General features: G+C 68.9%; 11 protein-coding genes. 6 read left to right on the forward strand and 5 right to left on the reverse strand.

The annotated features are described in order from the left end of the window. Positions 1-24 precede the first annotated feature (24 nt). Positions 25-1,413, forward strand: coding sequence for an MFS transporter (locus OG225_RS34135; protein ID WP_405178913.1), 1,389 nt, complete (start codon positions 25-27; stop codon positions 1,411-1,413). Here the strand turns inward: OG225_RS34135 and OG225_RS34140 are convergent. Continuing rightward, positions 1,410-1,985, reverse strand: a complete 576-nt coding sequence (locus OG225_RS34140; RefSeq protein ID WP_405178914.1) for a hypothetical protein — start codon at positions 1,983-1,985, stop codon at positions 1,410-1,412. The two genes, OG225_RS34135 and OG225_RS34140, sit on opposite strands and share 4 nt — an antisense overlap. A gap of 137 nt (positions 1,986-2,122) precedes the next feature. On the opposite strand from OG225_RS34140, the gene OG225_RS34145 reads away from it, so the two are divergent. Continuing rightward, positions 2,123-3,727: a DUF4185 domain-containing protein gene (locus OG225_RS34145; protein ID WP_405178915.1), complete on the forward strand. Its 1,605-nt coding sequence runs from the start codon at positions 2,123-2,125 to the stop codon at positions 3,725-3,727. An 18-nt stretch (positions 3,728-3,745) separates the two neighbouring features. Here OG225_RS34145 and OG225_RS34150 read toward each other — a convergent pair whose 3' ends face one another. The 3 genes from OG225_RS34150 to OG225_RS34160 all read right to left on the reverse strand — a co-directional run bounded on the left by OG225_RS34150 (position 3,746) and on the right by OG225_RS34160 (position 6,258). Then, positions 3,746-4,606 carry a biotin-dependent carboxyltransferase family protein gene (locus OG225_RS34150; protein ID WP_405178916.1) on the reverse strand — a complete coding sequence of 287 codons (861 nt, stop codon included), beginning with the start codon at positions 4,604-4,606 and terminating at the stop codon, positions 3,746-3,748. Then, positions 4,603-5,256, reverse strand: coding sequence for an allophanate hydrolase subunit 1 (locus tag OG225_RS34155; protein ID WP_405178917.1), 654 nt, complete (start codon positions 5,254-5,256; stop codon positions 4,603-4,605). The genes OG225_RS34150 and OG225_RS34155 overlap by 4 nt, the downstream gene beginning before the upstream one ends. A gap of 249 nt (positions 5,257-5,505) precedes the next feature. Then, positions 5,506-6,258 carry a LamB/YcsF family protein gene (locus OG225_RS34160; protein ID WP_405178918.1) on the reverse strand — a complete coding sequence of 251 codons (753 nt, stop codon included), beginning with the start codon at positions 6,256-6,258 and terminating at the stop codon, positions 5,506-5,508. Positions 6,259-6,369: 111 nt separating this feature from the next. On the opposite strand from OG225_RS34160, the gene OG225_RS34165 reads away from it, so the two are divergent. Next, positions 6,370-7,185: a hypothetical protein gene (locus OG225_RS34165; RefSeq protein ID WP_405178919.1), complete on the forward strand. Its 816-nt coding sequence runs from the start codon at positions 6,370-6,372 to the stop codon at positions 7,183-7,185. Here OG225_RS34165 and OG225_RS34170 read toward each other — a convergent pair whose 3' ends face one another. Further along, the gene (locus tag OG225_RS34170; protein ID WP_405178920.1) at positions 7,186-8,661 is read right to left on the reverse strand and encodes a CCA tRNA nucleotidyltransferase; all 1,476 of its coding nucleotides are present in this window, start codon (positions 8,659-8,661) and stop codon (positions 7,186-7,188) included. 160 nt (positions 8,662-8,821) lie between these two features. On the opposite strand from OG225_RS34170, the gene OG225_RS34175 reads away from it, so the two are divergent. The 3 genes from OG225_RS34175 (at position 8,822) to OG225_RS34185 (ending at position 16,615) form a co-directional block, all read left to right on the forward strand. Beyond that, the gene (locus OG225_RS34175) at positions 8,822-9,358 is read left to right on the forward strand and encodes an NUDIX hydrolase (RefSeq protein WP_109522973.1); all 537 of its coding nucleotides are present in this window, start codon (positions 8,822-8,824) and stop codon (positions 9,356-9,358) included. After that, a complete protein-coding gene (locus OG225_RS34180; RefSeq protein WP_405178921.1) occupies positions 9,355-11,928 on the forward strand; it encodes a DUF6049 family protein in 2,574 nt (857 codons plus the stop codon). The genes OG225_RS34175 and OG225_RS34180 overlap by 4 nt, the downstream gene beginning before the upstream one ends. Positions 11,929-12,370: 442 nt before the next feature. Next, entirely contained in the window at positions 12,371-16,615 is a 4,245-nt protein-coding gene (locus tag OG225_RS34185; RefSeq protein ID WP_405178922.1) for a lipid II flippase MurJ, read from the forward strand. Positions 16,616-16,749 lie beyond the last annotated feature (134 nt).

Raw genomic sequence — 16,749 nt, forward strand, 5'->3', positions numbered from 1 at the left:
GAGCGGGAGGGCACAATCGGCAGGGTGCCAACCGCTCGCCCCGAAAGCCCGCTACCGGCCGGCGAGCCGCCGCCACCGCGCTGGACGGCTTGGCGCACGGCAGTGCGGAACAATCCGGCCGTCGCGCGACTGGCGATCATCCGTTTCTCCGGACAGTTCGGCGACGGAATGTTCCAGGCCGCGCTGTCGGGCGCGATCCTGTTCAACCCGGAACGCCAAACCGACCCGCTCGCCATCGCGGCGGGTTTCGCCGTCCTGCTGCTGCCGTACTCCCTGATCGGACCGTACGCGGGCGCCCTGCTCGACCGCTGGGACCGGCGTGCCGTCCTACTCGTGGCCGCGGTGTTGCGCGCAGTGCTCATCGCTGTCGCCGCAGGTGCGCTGCTCGCCGGAGCCGGGGAGACGCCGCTACTCCTGCTGGCGCTCGCGGTGGTCGGAGTGAGCCGGTTCGTGATGGCGGGGGTCTCCGCGGCGCTGCCGAGGGTGCTCGCGCGGGAATGGCTGGTCCCGATGAATTCGGTACTCGCGACGGCGGCTTCCGCGTGCGCCGGGATCGGCGCCGCGGCGGCGGTGGCGATCATCGGGCTGATCGGGCCCGGCGACACCGGCGCCGCGGTCGCGGTGGCGGCCAGCGGCACCGGATCGATCGTCAGCGCCGTGATCGCGGCCCGGTTCCGGCCGCACAGGCTCGGGCCGGAACCGGGCGCGGCGGGGGCGGCGAGCGCGATCCACGCGATCGCCACCGGACTCCGCACCGGCGCGCGAGCCGTGTGGCAATCCGCGCAGGTGAACACCGCGATGCTCGGCATCGGCACCCATCGGATCGTGTTCGGTGTCAACACCCTGCTCATGGTGCTCGTGCTGCGCCAGCCCGCCGACCAGGGCTCGGAAATCGGTTCCGGCCTGATCGGATTCGGCGTCGCCATCGCCGCGACCGCCGCGGGCATGCTGGTCGCGGCCGGAATCGCGCCGCTGCTGATCCCGCGCTGGGGACGCCCACGCAAGGTGATCATCGGTTTGTGCACCGCGGCGGTCGTTCAGGTGACGCTGGTGACCCCGATCGCGGTGGCCGAGACCGGCACGGCGGCCGATCGGGCCCACCAGATGCTCCTGCTCGGCGCGTTCCTGTTCGGCTTAGCCGGGCAGACGATCAAGCTGACCGGAGACGCCACCATGCAGATCGATATCGATGACGCCCGACGCGGCCAGGTATTCGCACTCCAGGACACGGTTTTCAATATCGCCTTCGTGCTCGCCCTCGCGACGGCCGCGCTTGTCATCCCGCCCGACGGGCGTTCGCTGCCCCTCGTCATCGCGGGCGCGGTCATCTACTGCTGCGGGATCGTGGCAGTCCTGCTCGTGCTGCGGCGAGGCCGTGCCGCGGATCGGCGACCGCCCGCGGCGGTCGGCTAGGGGGAGTCGGACGGGTACGGATCGGCGCCGTCGGTGGTGCCGACCCCGGGTTGGGTAGGCCCCTCGACTATTCGGCCCCGCCGATCCGAGCACACTTTCACGGTGTGTTCGAGCAGTTCGGGAACATCTTCGGGGACTACATCGATATCCCGCACTGTGGTTTCGAACGGTGCGACGGGGTATTCCGCGAGTGCCACGGAAAGGCCCTCGGCGAACACATTGTTCGATTCGGGACTCATGTCCGGAAACGGACCTGTGCGCAGCATCCAGTCCAATGGCTCCTGCTCGGCGTCCTCGGCGGAACCGGTGATCCGGTGATCCCAGATGCCCAGTTCGGTCGGGTCGGTATAGAAGTGGTCGAGCACGCCGTCGTCGTCCAGGTCCAGGGCCGCGATATCGGCTGACCCGGTACCCGCGGAATCCCAGAGGGCGTCGTCGGCGAGACCGTCACCGTCGAAATCCAGTTGGACCGCGTCGGTGGTGCCGGTCCGCGCCAGATCCAGGTCGGCCTGGGAAGCCCAGACGTGGACCGTGCCGTCGCCCGTGCCGAACACGTACTCGATCTCGTTCATATCTGATTGGACGCGAGTGGGCCGCATCCGGTTCCGTGCGATCGACGATCGGCACATGGGTCCGGCGCCCCGCCCGACGAGGTCCGATCCGGTAGGTTGATCTTGCTTCGATCCGAACCAACGGGGAGTCGATACATATGGGCGTGCTGCCGGGGAAGCTGGAGGCACCCGCACTGTTCGGTGTCGCGCTACTCGGGGCACTCTCGCTACCCGCCCCCTTCGTGCCCTCCGCGTCCGCCGCGCCTGCGCCGTGGCTGCCGCCGCCGACGAATGTCTGCGGCGAGGTCGGCTTCGATCCGCTGGCGCGCCAACCGGATCCGAGTCTGCCGCCTCCGCCGGTGATCGATATCCCGCCGGTGATCGACATCTGGATTCCCGTGCCCGAGATCACCCCGGTCACGGTGCCCGATCCACCCCAGGACAACACCCGTATCGTCGCCGAACCGCTGCCCGCCGATCCCTGCCGCAACCCGTGCCCGGATGTGCGGGACACGCCGAAACCGGTCGAGGAGTCGCCGGACTCGGAGTCCACCGCGCCCGATACCGGCTCGGGGTCGGGCTCGAATTCCGGTTCCGCGTCGGGATCCGGATCCGGGTCGGCCGTACTCGAGCTGCCGAGGATCGAGCTGCGGCCCGAGATCGAACCCATTCCGATTCCGGTGCCGGGCGGCGAGGGCGACACACCGCAACCCGCGCCGCCGCACGTCGTGCATCCGGTGGAACCGGGTCCGGTCTCCCAGCCCCTCGGCACACCCCGGCTCGGCGCGGTCGACATGATCGGCCAGGTGACCGGGCACGGATCGATCAACCGCACCGATATGCGCTGGCAGGTCGACGGCACCGATCTCGGGCTGATGTGGGAGACCGAACCGGGCAAGATCGCGATGGCCTTCGGTGACACCTTCGGCGACGGCTGGCAGTACGGCCGCTTCGGCGGACCCGACTGGCGCAGCAATGTGCTCGGTTTCAGCACCGACCGCGATCTGTCCGACGGCCTCGTCATCGACACCATGGTCCAGGACAGCCGTTGTCACGCCGCGGAATTCCTGTCCAGCCGCAAGATCAAGAACTGGGAGACCACCGTCATCCCGACCTCGGGATTCGCCATCGGGAAACGGCAATACCTGAGTTATATGTCGATCAACCACTGGAGCCGTACCCCCGGCATGTGGTCGACCAACTTCGGCGGCATCGCCTACTCCGACGACGGCGGCAGCACCTGGACCAAGGATCAGCACGCCAGGTGGGACAACATCTTCGGATTCGGCCGTTTCCAGGTGGCCGCGATGGTCCCGCACGGGGAGTATGTGTACATGTTCGGCACCCCCAACGGCAGGCTCGGCGTCACCGGGCTGGCCAGGGTGGACAAGGACGAAGTGCTCAACAAATTCGCCTACCAGTACTGGGTGGACGGCAGCTGGGCGCCCGCGGCCGAGAACCAGGCGACGCCACTGTTCCGAGGCATCGCCAGCGAACTGTCCGTGCGGTACGACGCGACGGCCGACCGCTGGCAGATGATGTATCTCGATCCGTTGAAGGCCTCGATCGTGCTGCGGCAGGCCGCGACACCGCAGGGCGTGTGGAGCGATTCCGTCCCGGTGGCCTCCACCCTGGACTACCCGAAGGCCTACGGCGGCTTCATCCATCCGTGGTCGACCGATACCGATCTGTATTTCACGGTGTCGGCGTGGGACAGCTACAACGTGTATCTCATGCGGGCGAAACTGGATTCACCTCGATGACGGAGTAGCGATCGGGCCCTAGCGAGGAGGCGGGCGCAAGCGCAGCGCCTGCCCGGGACGGGCCTGCGCCACCAGATCGACCTCGGCGTCGAGCACCACCGCGATCACCGGGTAGCCGCCGGTGATCGGATGATCGGCGAGGAAGATCACCGGATTCCCGCTCGGCGGCACCTGGATCGAGCCCAGTGCCACACCCTCCGTGCGCAATTCGTCGTCGCTCCGGCGACGCAGCGGCGGTCCGGTACGGCGTTCGAGCCGGACGCCGACGCGGTCGGCGTCGGGGGAGACCGACCATTCGCCCTCGAACAGCGCGTTCGGTTCGATGAACCAATCGTCGCGGGGACCGAGCATGGCGTGCACGGTGAGGGTGCCCGCTTCCGGTTGCGCCACCGGGGCGAGGTCGACGATCGGATAGGTGCGTGGCGCAGGGCCGACGGGCAGCAGGTCACCGGCCTGCACCGGCGGCGGGCCGATACCCGACATGGTGTCGAGACTGCGCGAGCCGAGCACCGGCGCGATATCGATACCGCCGCGCACGGCGATGTAGCTGCGCAGTCCCCGCTGCGCCATGCCGAGCCGAAGGGTCTGTCCCGCTTCGAGTTCGAGCACGCTGGCGGGTCCGACCGGGGTGCTGTCGACCGTGGCGGGCGCGGGCGCGCCGGTCACCGCGAGGGTATGGTGGCGATCGGCGCGCAGCACCACGCCGCCGACCAGAACCTCGAGTAGCGCGGCGGATTCGGGATTGCCGACCAGCCGGTTGGCGAGGGCGGACGAGGCCCGATCGGCCGCGCCCGACGGCCCGACACCGGAACCGAACCAGCCGGGCCTGCCCAGATCCTGGATGGTGGCCAGCGGTCCGACCTGTTCGATGACGATCATCGCCCCGCCTGCACGAAACGCACCGAGGTACCCGCGCGGATCAGAGCGGGCGGATCGCGGTCGATATCCCACATCGGCGTCGCGGTGCGACCGATGAGTCGCCAACCTCCCGGTGTCGCACGCGGATACACGGCCGAATACCCGCCCGCCAGGGCCACCGCGCCCGCCGGAATCGCGGTGCGGGCCTGTGCCAGGCGCGGAACGTCCAGACGTCCGTCCGGCGCGCGCAGATAGCCGAAACCCGGTGCGAAACCGATGAATCCGCAGTACCACACCGTCCCGGTATGCGCGGCGATCACCTCGGACACGCTCATGCCCAGCAGGCGGGCCACCTCCGTCAGGTCCGCGCCGTCGTATTCGACCTCGATGCGCACGGGTTCGGCGTCGGATTCGAAAGACGCTGCGGACCGTGAGTTTTCAGGGGATCGCTCCCGCAGGATCTGCTCGAGTCGGGCACGGACCCGGTGCGCGTCACCGACCGATTCGAGGGTCACCAGCACGGTTTCCGCCGCGGGCAGCACATCCCGCACCCCCTCGACAGCGCGCAGTTCGGCGGCGACAGCGGGGAGCGACGCGGTCACCAGGAATGCCCGATCGCCCGCCGCCCTGATCAGCCGTCCCGGCTCGGTCGACGTGTTCTCACCCGCCATCGCGCTACCCCCTTGTTGTCGTTCGGCCTCGCACACGACGGCCCGGCACGTGAGAACCCGGGACACCGTCGCCGTACCCGCCACCGTTCCCGTCCCCGGCGCTGCCACCATCCCCGTACCCACCGCCGTCCCCGCCGTACTCGCTGCCGCCGCCGTCCCGGTCCCCGTCCCCGTCCCCGTCGGAACGTTCGCCGAGGATCGACCGGGAATCAGCGCTGTCGGTTCGACGCGATCCGCCGTGGCGGCCGGTCACGCGAACGACTCGACGGGAACTCCGGCGTCGACCAGCGAGACGCGGATACGCCGTGCCATCTCCACCGCGGACGGGGTGTCGCCGTGCACACAGATACTCTGCGCCACCACCTTCACCTCGCCGCCCTCGACGGCGCGCACGCCGCCGGTCAGCGCGATCGATACCGCCTGCGCCACGGCCTCGTTCGCGTGCAGAACCGCGCCGGGGGTCCCGCGTGGGGCGAGCGCGCCCGCCGGGCTGTACCCGCGATCGGCGAATCCCTCGCCGACGAAACGCACACCGCGCGCCACCGCGGCGTCCTCCAACCGACTGCCCGCCGGACCGAGCAGCGCCAGGCGCGGATCGTATTCGGCCAGCGCCGCGATCACGGCGTCGGCGTACCGGCGATCCCGGCCCGCCGAATGATAGAGCGCGCCATGCGGTTTGACGTAGCGCACCCGATCGCCCGCGGCGCGCGCGAAAGCGTCGAGAGCGCCGATCTGATAGAGGGTCTCGTCGCGCAGTTCGGACGGATCCATCACGATCGCCCGTCGCCCGAACCCCGCCGGATCGCGATAGCCGACATGCGCGCCGATCCGCACACCCTTCTCGACGGCGAGCGCGCAGGTCCGGCGCATGATCACCGGATCGCCCGCGTGGAACCCGCACGCGATATTCGCGCTGGTGACGATGTCGAGCATGGCCGCGTCGTCGCCCATCGTCCACGCGCCGAAGCCTTCGCCGAGATCACTGTTCAGATCCAGCGGCATACCCGTCCTCCGAATGTCGATCTACCGGACACCGGGACACCTGGGTCCCAGGTGACTCGGACCACATACCCACTGTGCCACCATCGGCCGCCGAGTACTCTCGGACCGGTCATGGCCACGTATTTCGATCCGAAGTCATGGTCGCCGTCCCGGGCTGTGGATCTCGGTAAACGCCTGTTCGACCAGTCCTGGCTGGAGCAGTGGGTCACCGTCACCACCTCCTGGGTGGATCCGGTAGCCGACCTCGGCATGGGCACCGTCACCGCGCTGATGCCCGACGTGTTGATGACCGTGCTCAGCGAAGGCATCCTGAGCCGTTTCGGTGGCCAGGAACTCACCGCGACGCTGCTCGGCCACGACGTGCACGCCACCCTCCAGGTACTCAAGGTGCGACGCCGCGGCGCGCATTTCCAGACCAAGACCGTGCTGTCCCGGGTGCACTGGGACGCCCACCCGGTCGAAGCGGTCACCGTGATCGCGCACGGGGTCAGGATGATCCCCGGCGTCCCGACCAAGGTCCGCGCCTCCCACATCGACGTCGAGGGCACGCTCACCGTCGAGGCGCTGGTCGGCTGGCTCAACGAACAGCCGCTCGACTGGTCGTTACGTGTCGAGCAGAACGGCCTGATCAGGGCTTCACACCGGACCCGCAGGCTGACGGCGCTCATCGACGCCGCCATCACCGACGATCTGCTGACGATCGAGGTCCACCGGGCGAACTGGCTCGGTTTCCGGGTGCCGCGCACCCTCGTCCGCGCGCCGGGCGTGCGACTGACGGAACTGCCGCACCGCGCGCGCGTCGCGTTCGCCGCCCGCGACGACGACCTGATCCGGTTCCGCGTCGAATTACCCGAGATGACCGGATCCTTCGATCTGACGCAGATGCGGTCGGCGATCGTGGCCGGAACCACGCTGATCATCTTCTGATCAGGACTTCGACTTCCACCACTCCAGCAGGGCGGCTTCGGCCTCTTCCCGGCTCAGCGGTCCGCGGTCCAGGCGCAACTCCTTGAGGAAGCTCCACGCCTTCCCGACCTCGGGGCCGGGCGGGAGACCGAGCAATTCCATGATCGCGTTGCCGTCCAGATCGGGGCGCACCTTCGCCAGATTCTCCTGCTCGCGCAGGCGCGCGATGCGCTCCTCGAGTTCGTCGTAGGTGGCTCGCAGCGCCGCGGCCCTGCGCTTGTTACGGGTGGTGCAATCGGCCCTGACCAGTTTGTGCAACCGTGGCAGCAGTTCGTCGGCGTCGGTGACATAGCGACGTACCGCGGAATCGGTCCACTGTCCCTTGCCGTACCCGTGGAAACGCAGGTGCAGGAAGACCAGCCGCGCTACCTCCTCGGTGAACTGCTTAGGATATTTCAGCGCGCGCATCCGTTTGCGCACCATCTTCGCGCCGACCACCTCGTGGTGATGGAAGCTGACCCCGCCCGCGGGCTCGTTGCGCTTGGTGTCGGGTTTGCCGATGTCGTGCAGCAGCGCCGCCCAACGCAGCACCAGGTCCGGATCGCCGTCCTCCAGATCGATGGCCTGTTTCAGCACCGTCAGCGAATGCCAGTAGACATCCTTGTGCTGGTGGTGCTCGTCGATCTCGAGTTTCATGGCGGGCACCTCGGGCAGCACCCGCTCGGCAAGACCGGTCTCGCACATCACGTTGATGCCGTCGATCGGATTCTCGCCGCCGATGAGTTTGTCGAGTTCGGTGCGCACCCGCTCGGCGGTGATCCGATCGATCTGCTCGGCCATCTCCGTCATCGCGGTCTTCACCCGCGGCGCGAGTTCGAAACCCAGCTGGGAGACGAACCTCGCCGCGCGCAACATCCGGAGCGGATCATCGTGGAACGAGTCCTGTGGCGCCGCGGGCGTATCGAGGACGCCCGCGAGCAGCGCGGCGATACCGTCGAGCGGGTCGACGAACTCCAGTTCGCCCGTCGCGCCGATCCGCACCGCCATCGCGTTGACGGTGAAATCCCGGCGCACCAGATCACCCTCGAGCGTGTCACCGAAGGTCACCTCGGGATTGCGTGACACCCGGTCGTAGTCGTCGCTGCGGAATGTGGTGATCTCGAGCTGCTGATCGTCCCTGGCCGCGCTCACCGTCCCGAAGGCCAGTCCGCCGGTGTCCCAGAGGTGATCGGCCCAGCCGCGCATCATCTCCTGCACCACGTCGGGCCTGGCGTCGGTGGTGAAATCCAGATCGGTGCCCAACCGCCCGAGCACCGCGTCCCGCACGCTGCCGCCGACGAGATACAACTGATGACCGCGTGCCGCGAACAGCGCGCCCAGCGGCGTCAGCACATCGGACAACCCTCCCAATGTGACCGCGGCGGCGGCCAGCAATCGGGTACGTCTGTCCAGCGCTGCGTCGTCGGGGGAGTCATCGAGGGACTTGGGCGAAACCACGAACAGGCAGCTTACCCAGCGCCTTCGGCCGGTCCGCCGCCGCGACCTCCCGGGGCCGGTCCCGGGTGAGAACGGACGCGCCGGGCCGTCGCCGCGACATGAGGGCCCCGCGAGCACGCCGCGCCGTTGGCGCGCCGATCACGCACAGTAGGATTGCCAGGTGTCCCCGGCCGATCGAGCGAACAATCGACGCCGCCAGCCCCGGCGCCGCGGTTCGGCGGCCAACGCGGCGAAACCTCGCATGCGTACGGTCCGGGAAACCTCGGCGGGCGGTCTGGTCGTCGACGGCCTCGACGGTCCGGGTGAACAGCGCAGCGCGGCCCTGATAGGCAGGACCGATCGGCGCGGCAGGCTGCTGTGGTCGTTGCCCAAAGGGCATATCGAAGAGGGCGAGACCCCCGAGCAGACCGCGATTCGCGAAGTCTCCGAAGAGACGGGTATCAACGGGATCGTCGTCGCCGAATTGGGAAGTATCGATTACTGGTTCGTGACCGAGGGGCGTCGGGTACACAAGACCGTGCATCATTACCTCATGCGTTCGGTCGGTGGTGAGTTGTCCGACGCCGATGTCGAGGTCACCCAGGTCGCCTGGGTTCCGTTGAGCGAACTCGATTCCCGGCTGGCCTACGCCGACGAACGGCGCCTGGCCGAAGTCGCGAATCGGTTGATCGACCGGATGGAGACCGGCAAGCGATGACGCGTGGACTGGTCCGGATCATCGTGGCGGTCCTGATCCTGCTCGGTTCGGTGACGTCTGTGCCCATGTTGTCCGATGGCGTCTTCTCCGGTGGCTTCTTTTCCGGTGGCACAGCCGGGGCGCAGCCGAACGGATCGAGCAGCCCGGCGACGCCGAAATTCCTCAAGTTGTCGCTGGATTCGGTGTCGCCGTCGGCGGTCACCACCACCAGCGACCCGCTGCTGACCGTCGCGGGGACGGTCACCAATATCGGCGATCGGGTCGTCGACGACGTGAGCGTGCGCGTGCAGCGCGCCGCCGCGGTCACCACGCCGAGCGATCTGCGCTCGGCGCTGCGCCTCGATCAGGTCAACTACGACGTCGCCGGGTCGTTCGAGGACATCGCCGAACGGCTCACCCCCGGCCAGCGCAAACAGTTCACGCTGAGCATCCCGCTTCGCCCGATCGGGGACGGGCCCTCGCTCGATCTCTCCGCGCCCGGGGTGTATCCGCTGCTGCTCAATGTGAACGGCGAACCCGCCTACGGTAATCAGGCCAGACTCGATGACGCGCGATTCCTGCTGCCCGTTCTGGGTCTGCCCGCGGGAACCGAAGGCGGACCGCCCGCGCCCGCGCCGAGTGACGCGCCCGTGGCGACGACGCTCATCTGGCCGCTGGCCGATCGCCCCCGCCTGGTGGCGGGTGTGCCGGGATCGGTCAACGGGAAGGTCGAACTCACCGACGACGATCTCGCGGCCTCGCTCGGCAAGGGCGGCAGGCTAGAGCAGTTGCTCGGCGCGCTGGAGGCCGTACTCGGCACCGGCGGGGCGAAGGAACGCGATCTCGACTCGGCGGTCTGCGTCGCGGTCGACCCGGATCTGCTGCTCACCGTCGACGCGATGACCAACGGCTACCGCGTGCTCGCCAGTCCGTCCGACCCGGACGGCGCCACCAGGCAGGGATCGGGCGCGGAGGCGGCGCAGGCGTGGCTGGACCACTTGCGTGCCGCGGCGAGGTCGGTGTGCACGGTGGCGCTTCCCTTCGCGCAGGTCGACGTCACGGCGCTGGCGGCGGTGAACGATCCGGCGCTGTCGGCGCGTGCCGTGAACGCCCCCGCCGATATCGTCGACGCGATCCTGGCGACACGTTCGGTGCGCGGTGTCGCCCTTCCCGATTCCGGCAGTATCGACGCCGGAGCCGGAACGCTCCTGCGGACCCACGGATTCACCACGGCGGTACTGGCCGACACCGCCGTCTACCCGGTCGGCGAACCTCGTGTCGACGATCCGGCCGAGGCCACGTCGGGCAGTCTCGGGATGCCGACAACCGGCGCTCGCACGGACTCGAAACCCGCGACCCCGGCCGTCGTCCGCGTTCCCGAAATCACGGTGCCGCAGGCGGGCGCGTCGGCGTCGCCCGAATCCGGCGCGGCCCCACCGGCGCCCGCGTCACCCGCCGCGCCCGATCCCGCGTTGCGGGCGGCCACCTTCGACATCTGGTCGGCCACCGCGCTCGCCGCGGTCGGCTCGAATCCGCCGACGCCGTCGTTCACGCCGAAACGGGTGCGCTACGACGTCACCAACGATTCCCGCACGGCGCGTATGCAGGACGCGCTCGGCGCGATCTCGTGGTCGGCGCTCAATCCGCAGCCCGGCGGGCCGAGATCACAACTGCTGATGCCGCCGCAGCAGTGGGGCGCTAACCGAGACGAGGCCGCGGCATTGCTGCGGCAGGTCGAACTCCTGTTGAAATCCAACCTCGCCACCGCGCGTCCATTCACCGAGTTGCTCGCCGAAGCGCCCGACGCGCAGCCGTACCAGCTGGACTACCTGCCCCAGGCCGCCGAGGACGCGGTGCCCGGCCGTTTCGTGCTCCCGGTCCGCGAACAGGCGACCAGGATCACCGAATTGATGCACGCGCTGGTCGAGATCCCCGAATCGGAGCCGACGCCGCGCGGCTATCTCGCGCCACTCGGCGACGATCTGATCCGGGTGCTCTCGCTCTCGGATCGCCGTACCGGTAACAGCGCCGCGCCCGACACCTTCGCCCAGCGCAGACTCGATCAGACCACCAAGGCACTCGACGAGTCCTATCGCGCGGTGACGGTCCTTCCCCCCGGCGGCGTGTACACCCTCGCCTCCGAGCAGAGCCCGCTGCTGCTCGTCGCGCGCAACGATCTGCCGGTCGCCATCCGAGTCCGTTTCCGGATCGAGGCGCCCGCCCAGACCCGCATCACCGATATCGGCGAGCAGCAACTGCCGCCGAAAGGCACCCGGTCCTTCCAGATCCCCAGCGAGGTCAGCGACAGCCGCAATCTGGTGATCCCGATCTCGCTGACAACCCCGGAAGGCATACCCCTCGGCAACGCCACCTCGGTCTCGGTGCGTTCCAACGCCTACGGTCAGGCACTCGCGATCATCACCGCGTGTGCCGGTCTCCTGCTGTTCCTCCTCGCCGGACGCAGGCTGTGGCGCAGGTTCCGCGGCAGGCCCGACCCGGCCGACGAAGGCTTCGATCCCGGTACGGTACGGCGGGTCAGTAGGTACCGGCGGGCACGTAAGAAGGTCATGCGGGAGCGTGACGATGAGTGAACTCGACCCCCTAACCGCACATCGGTACGATTCGGGACAGCTGTACGGAAACAGTGTTTGTGTCACACAGGCCCGATGGCATCACAATGGGGGGAGCTCGACGGGTGGGAACTAGGCGAAACGCCGGACCTCGAGCGAGTCCGATGCAGAGGTCCCGCGCGGTACAGGAGGCATGATGAGCGACGATGACTTGTCCGCTCATCGGTCCCGACCCGAGGAACGCCCCGACGGGCCACCGCCCCGCCGGGCACCCGCCGCGCCGTGGGAACGACCGTCCCCCGCTGCCGAAGCCGGGGAGGATCCCGGCGTGACGCACCGCGATCCGCGCGGCGGTCAACCGCCGCGCGTCCCCCAGGTCAGCAGGCCGGTACCTCCGCCGCCACCCGGACGTCAGATGCCGCCACCCGGACGTCGGGTGCCACCACCGCCACCGTCCGGCCCTATGCCCGCGCAGCCGGGCCAGGCGCCGCGTCAGCCCGCGCAACCGGGCCAGGCACCCCATCAGCCCGGGCAGCCGGGAGCGGCGCCGAGGCCACCCGCACCGCCGGGTGCGCCGCGCAGACCCGCACCGCAGGGACCGATGCCGGGCCAATCGGGTGCGATGCCGCGTCAGCCCGCACCGCCGTCGGGCCCCATGCCCGCGCAACCGGGCGCCGCGCCGCGCAGACCCGCACCGCCACAGCCTGGACATCCCGGGCAGCGGCAGTATCCGGCCGTTCCGTCGTCGGGACAGGGCCGACCGCAGCAGGCGCCACCCGGCCAGGCCGCCGACCCCGATCGCGGACAACCCGTGCGACGCGGTCCCGCGCCGCCGAATCCGGCGCACCAGAATCCGGCGCAGCGTTTCGCGCCGCCGCCGAACTACCCGCAGCCGCAGCCGACGGCCACACCGCAGCGCAGGCGGCCCGCGCCCGCTGAACGGATCGAAGCGTCGGCGTCGAATCGTCCGCGTACCCACGACTGGCCGGTCGCCACCAAAGCCGAGCCGGAGCCGAAGGAACGCGAGTCCACCGAGAGTTCCAACGCGCGACTGCTACGGGATTCGGGGTCGATCGCGTTCGCGACGCTGATCAGCCGCATCACCGGATTCGGTAAGCAGCTGCTGTTGCTGACCGCGCTCGGCCCAGCCATCGCCAGTGCCTACACCTCGGCCAGCCTGATCCCGAACATGATCGCCGAACTCGTGCTCGGCGCGGTGTTGACGGCGATCGTGGTGCCGACCTTGGTCCGCGCCGAACAGGAGGACGACGACGGCGGCGCGGCCTTCGTCCGAAGACTCGTGACGGCTGCATTCGTCGTCCTGGCCGTGTCGACACTGCTGGCCATGGTGTCCGCGCCTGTTCTCGCGACCCACGTCTTCGTGTCCTCCGATGGCAAGGTCGACACCTCGCTGACCACTGCGCTGACATATCTACTGCTGCCCGCGATCATCTTCTACGGCATGTCCGCGATGCTCACGGCGATCCTGAACACCAGACAGGCGTTCAAACCCGGTGCGTGGGCTCCGGTGCTGAACAATGTCGTCGTCTTGGTCGTGCTGGCGCTCTACGCGTTCACCCCCGGTGAGATCACCCTCGATCCGGTGAAGATGACCGATTCGAAACTGCTGCTACTCGGCGGCGGCATCACCGCGGGTGTCGTCACCCAAGCGCTTAGTCTGTTGCCCGCGATCCGCCGCTACGGCATCGATCTGCGACCGCTGTGGGGAATCGACGCCAGGCTCAGGCAGTTCGGCAGGATGGCCGCGGCCATCATGCTGTACGTGCTCATCAGCCAGATGGGCGCGATCTTCGCCAACCACATCTCCTCCACCGCCGACGAGGCCGGTCCGGCGATCTATCAGAACGCCTGGCTGCTGCTGCAATTGCCGTACGGCGTTCTCGGGGTCACCCTGCTCACGGCGATCATGCCCAGGCTCAGCCGCAACGCCGCCGCCGACGACACGCCCGCCGTGGTCGACGATCTGTCCGTCGCCACCCGATTGACGATGATCGCGCTCGTCCCCGTCGTCACCTTCCTGACCCTGGCCGGTCCGCAGGTCGGCCAGGCGCTGTTCGGTTACGCGCGGTTCGCTGGCGACGCCGAACGGCTCGGCACCGCGGTCGGCTGGTCGGCCTTCGCGTTGATTCCCTATTCCCTCGTCCTCATCCATCTGCGCGTCTTCTACGCCAGGGAGCAGGCGTGGACCCCGACCTGGATCATCCTCGGCATCACCACCATCAAGGTGCTGCTCTCGGCGCTCGCCCCCGCGCTGGCGAACAACAGCGACCAAGTCGTCATCATCCTCGGTGTCGCGACGGGACTCGGTTTCACCGCGGGCGCCATCATCGGCGGTTACCTGCTGCACCGCAGTCTCGGCGATCTGCGCATGGTCAACGTCGGACGTACCGTGACCCGCGTCGTGCTCGCCTCGGCCGCGGGCGGTGCCGTCATGCTGATCCTGAACGCGATCGTCGGCCTCGACCGGGTCTCGGGTGGCTTCGGCTCGCTGATCCGGGTGGTGATCTCGGCGATCGTCATGTTCTCGGTCGCGTTCGGCCTGATGCGCTTGGCGGGGATCCCGGAAATCGTCGCGATCACGGTGGCCGTGTCGCGCCGTCTCGGGTTCACCCCGCCCGCACCGGATCTCGATCTGGACAGCCCGGTCGAGGATGTGTACGCCACGCAGGTGCTGCGTAGGCCGGACCTGTATGGGTATCCGTCATTCGACCCGTATATGGACACGCAGACCATGGTGTTGCCCGTAATCAGACCCGACGCCGTTGACAGCACCGGCAAGGGCGAGTTCCCGTACCCTGTTCGGCATAGAAGCACAAGTGGCGAATTCGCCGGAACCTCGACATATCAGGGCGAAGGAGGACCCAGGGTGAGCGACGACGCGGCGGTGGGCGGCGTCCCAGCCGCCGATTCTTCTGCGGCCGCGGTAGGCGGCCTTTCGACCGATGTTCCGCTATCCGCAGGACACCCGTCGAATCCGGGATACCCGGACGGCGTAGGTGCTGCGGGCAACTCCGGACCTACGGGATCGGATCGGAACGCGCGGGACAATCAGGGCCCCGCACCACGAGATCCGATGTACGACACCGGCATGATCCCGATTCCGCAACTGGCTCCGCCCCCCGCGGATCCGGCGGCGCGCCGGGCCGTGCCGCGCGGTCCCAAACTCATGCCTGGCGCGTCGGTGGCCGGCGGGCGTTACCGCCTGCTGGCCGGTCACGGCGGCGCGCGCGGACTCAAATTCTGGCAGGCGCTCGATATCAAACTCGATCGCGAGGTCGCGCTGACCTTCGTCGACGCCGACCAGAAGTCCGCGGAGAACTCCGGTCACGATGGACCGCAGGCGATCCTGTCGCGCACACTGCGGCTCGGCCGGATCAACTCACCGGGCTTGGCGCGCGTCCTCGACGTGGTCCGAGGCAGTTCGGGCGGCATCGTCGTCGCGGAGTGGACACCGGGTAGATCCTTGCGCGAGATGGCCGACACCGTGCCGTCGCCGATCGGCGCGGCTCGGGCCATCCGCGCGCTCGCGTCCGCGGCCGAATTGGCCCACCGCGGTGGCGGTTCGCTGTCCATCGACCATCCGGACCGGATCAGGATCAGCGCCTCCGGCGACGCTGTTCTCGCCTTCCCCGGCACGCTGTCGGATTCGGATGCCCAATCCGATGTCCGTGGACTCGGCGCCATGCTCTACGCGCTGGTCACGGCACGTTGGCCGATCCGATCGGGCGGGGTCACCGGAACCGCGGCCACGGTCGGCGGGCTGCGACTGGCCGATTTCGGCACCGACGGAACCCCCATCGAGCCACGCCAGATCCGCCCGGAGGTCCCGTTCGAGATCTCCGCCGTGGCCGTGCGTTCGTTGGAGTCGAACAAGGGCGTACGGACCGCCGCCACCGTGCAGCATGTGCTCGAGCAGGCGTCGGTCGTCGATCAGAAGACCGATTTCATCCCGGTGCTGCGTCTGGGGCAGCGGCAGGCCGCGCAGGCCGCCGCAGTCGACGACTCGCTGGCCGATCCCGAGCTTCTTGCCGCCGAACGGGAACGCTCCCAGCGGATGATGTGGATCATGGTCGGGCTCGGCATCCTGGCCGCGCTCGTGGTCGGCATCGTCATCTGGTGGATGGTCAGCATGTTCGCGCCGGGCGCGTCGGACGCCCCGCTCAACGAACAGCGCAATATCGGCCTCACCACCAACAGCACCGCCGCGCCCGCTCCCGGCGCGATACCGAACGACGGGACCCCGGGAGGCGTCCCGGTCCCGGTGACCGCAGTGTCGGTGTTCTCCCCGGAGGGCACTCCCGACAACGGGTCCAACGCCAGGGCGGTGATCGATCAGGACCCGGGCACCATGTGGCGCACCGATCAGTACTTCCAGCAGTTCCCGGCCCTCAAGAAGGGGGTCGGGCTGCTGGCCACGCTGCCGAGCCCGGCGAAGTTGACGAATGTCTCGATCAACTCGCCGAGCGCGGGCACCACCGTGGAGATCCGCACCTCCCCGACGGATACTCCGACGCTCGACCAGACCCAACTGATCGGCACGGCCAAACTCTCCGACGGCGCGACCGAGATCCCGGTCCGCGCCGACGCCTCCGCGCGCTACGTCCTGGTGTGGATCACCGGACTCGGTAACTCCGGCAACCAGTTCCAGTCGGCCATCTCGGATCTGCGTTTCGACGCCGCGCCGTAAGACGAGCGCAGCGCACCCCTCCTCTCTCTTCCGCCCGCACGTGTCGTTTCCCGTGCCGTGGCCCTCCGCACGGTTGCTGCGGATTCATGCCGCCCGGTATGATGCCTTCGCGCTCTCACAGCAGGGGGAGCTTC

This window comes from Nocardia sp. NBC_01377, assembly GCF_045040005.1.
Taxonomy (GTDB): domain Bacteria; phylum Actinomycetota; class Actinomycetes; order Mycobacteriales; family Mycobacteriaceae; genus Nocardia; species Nocardia noduli.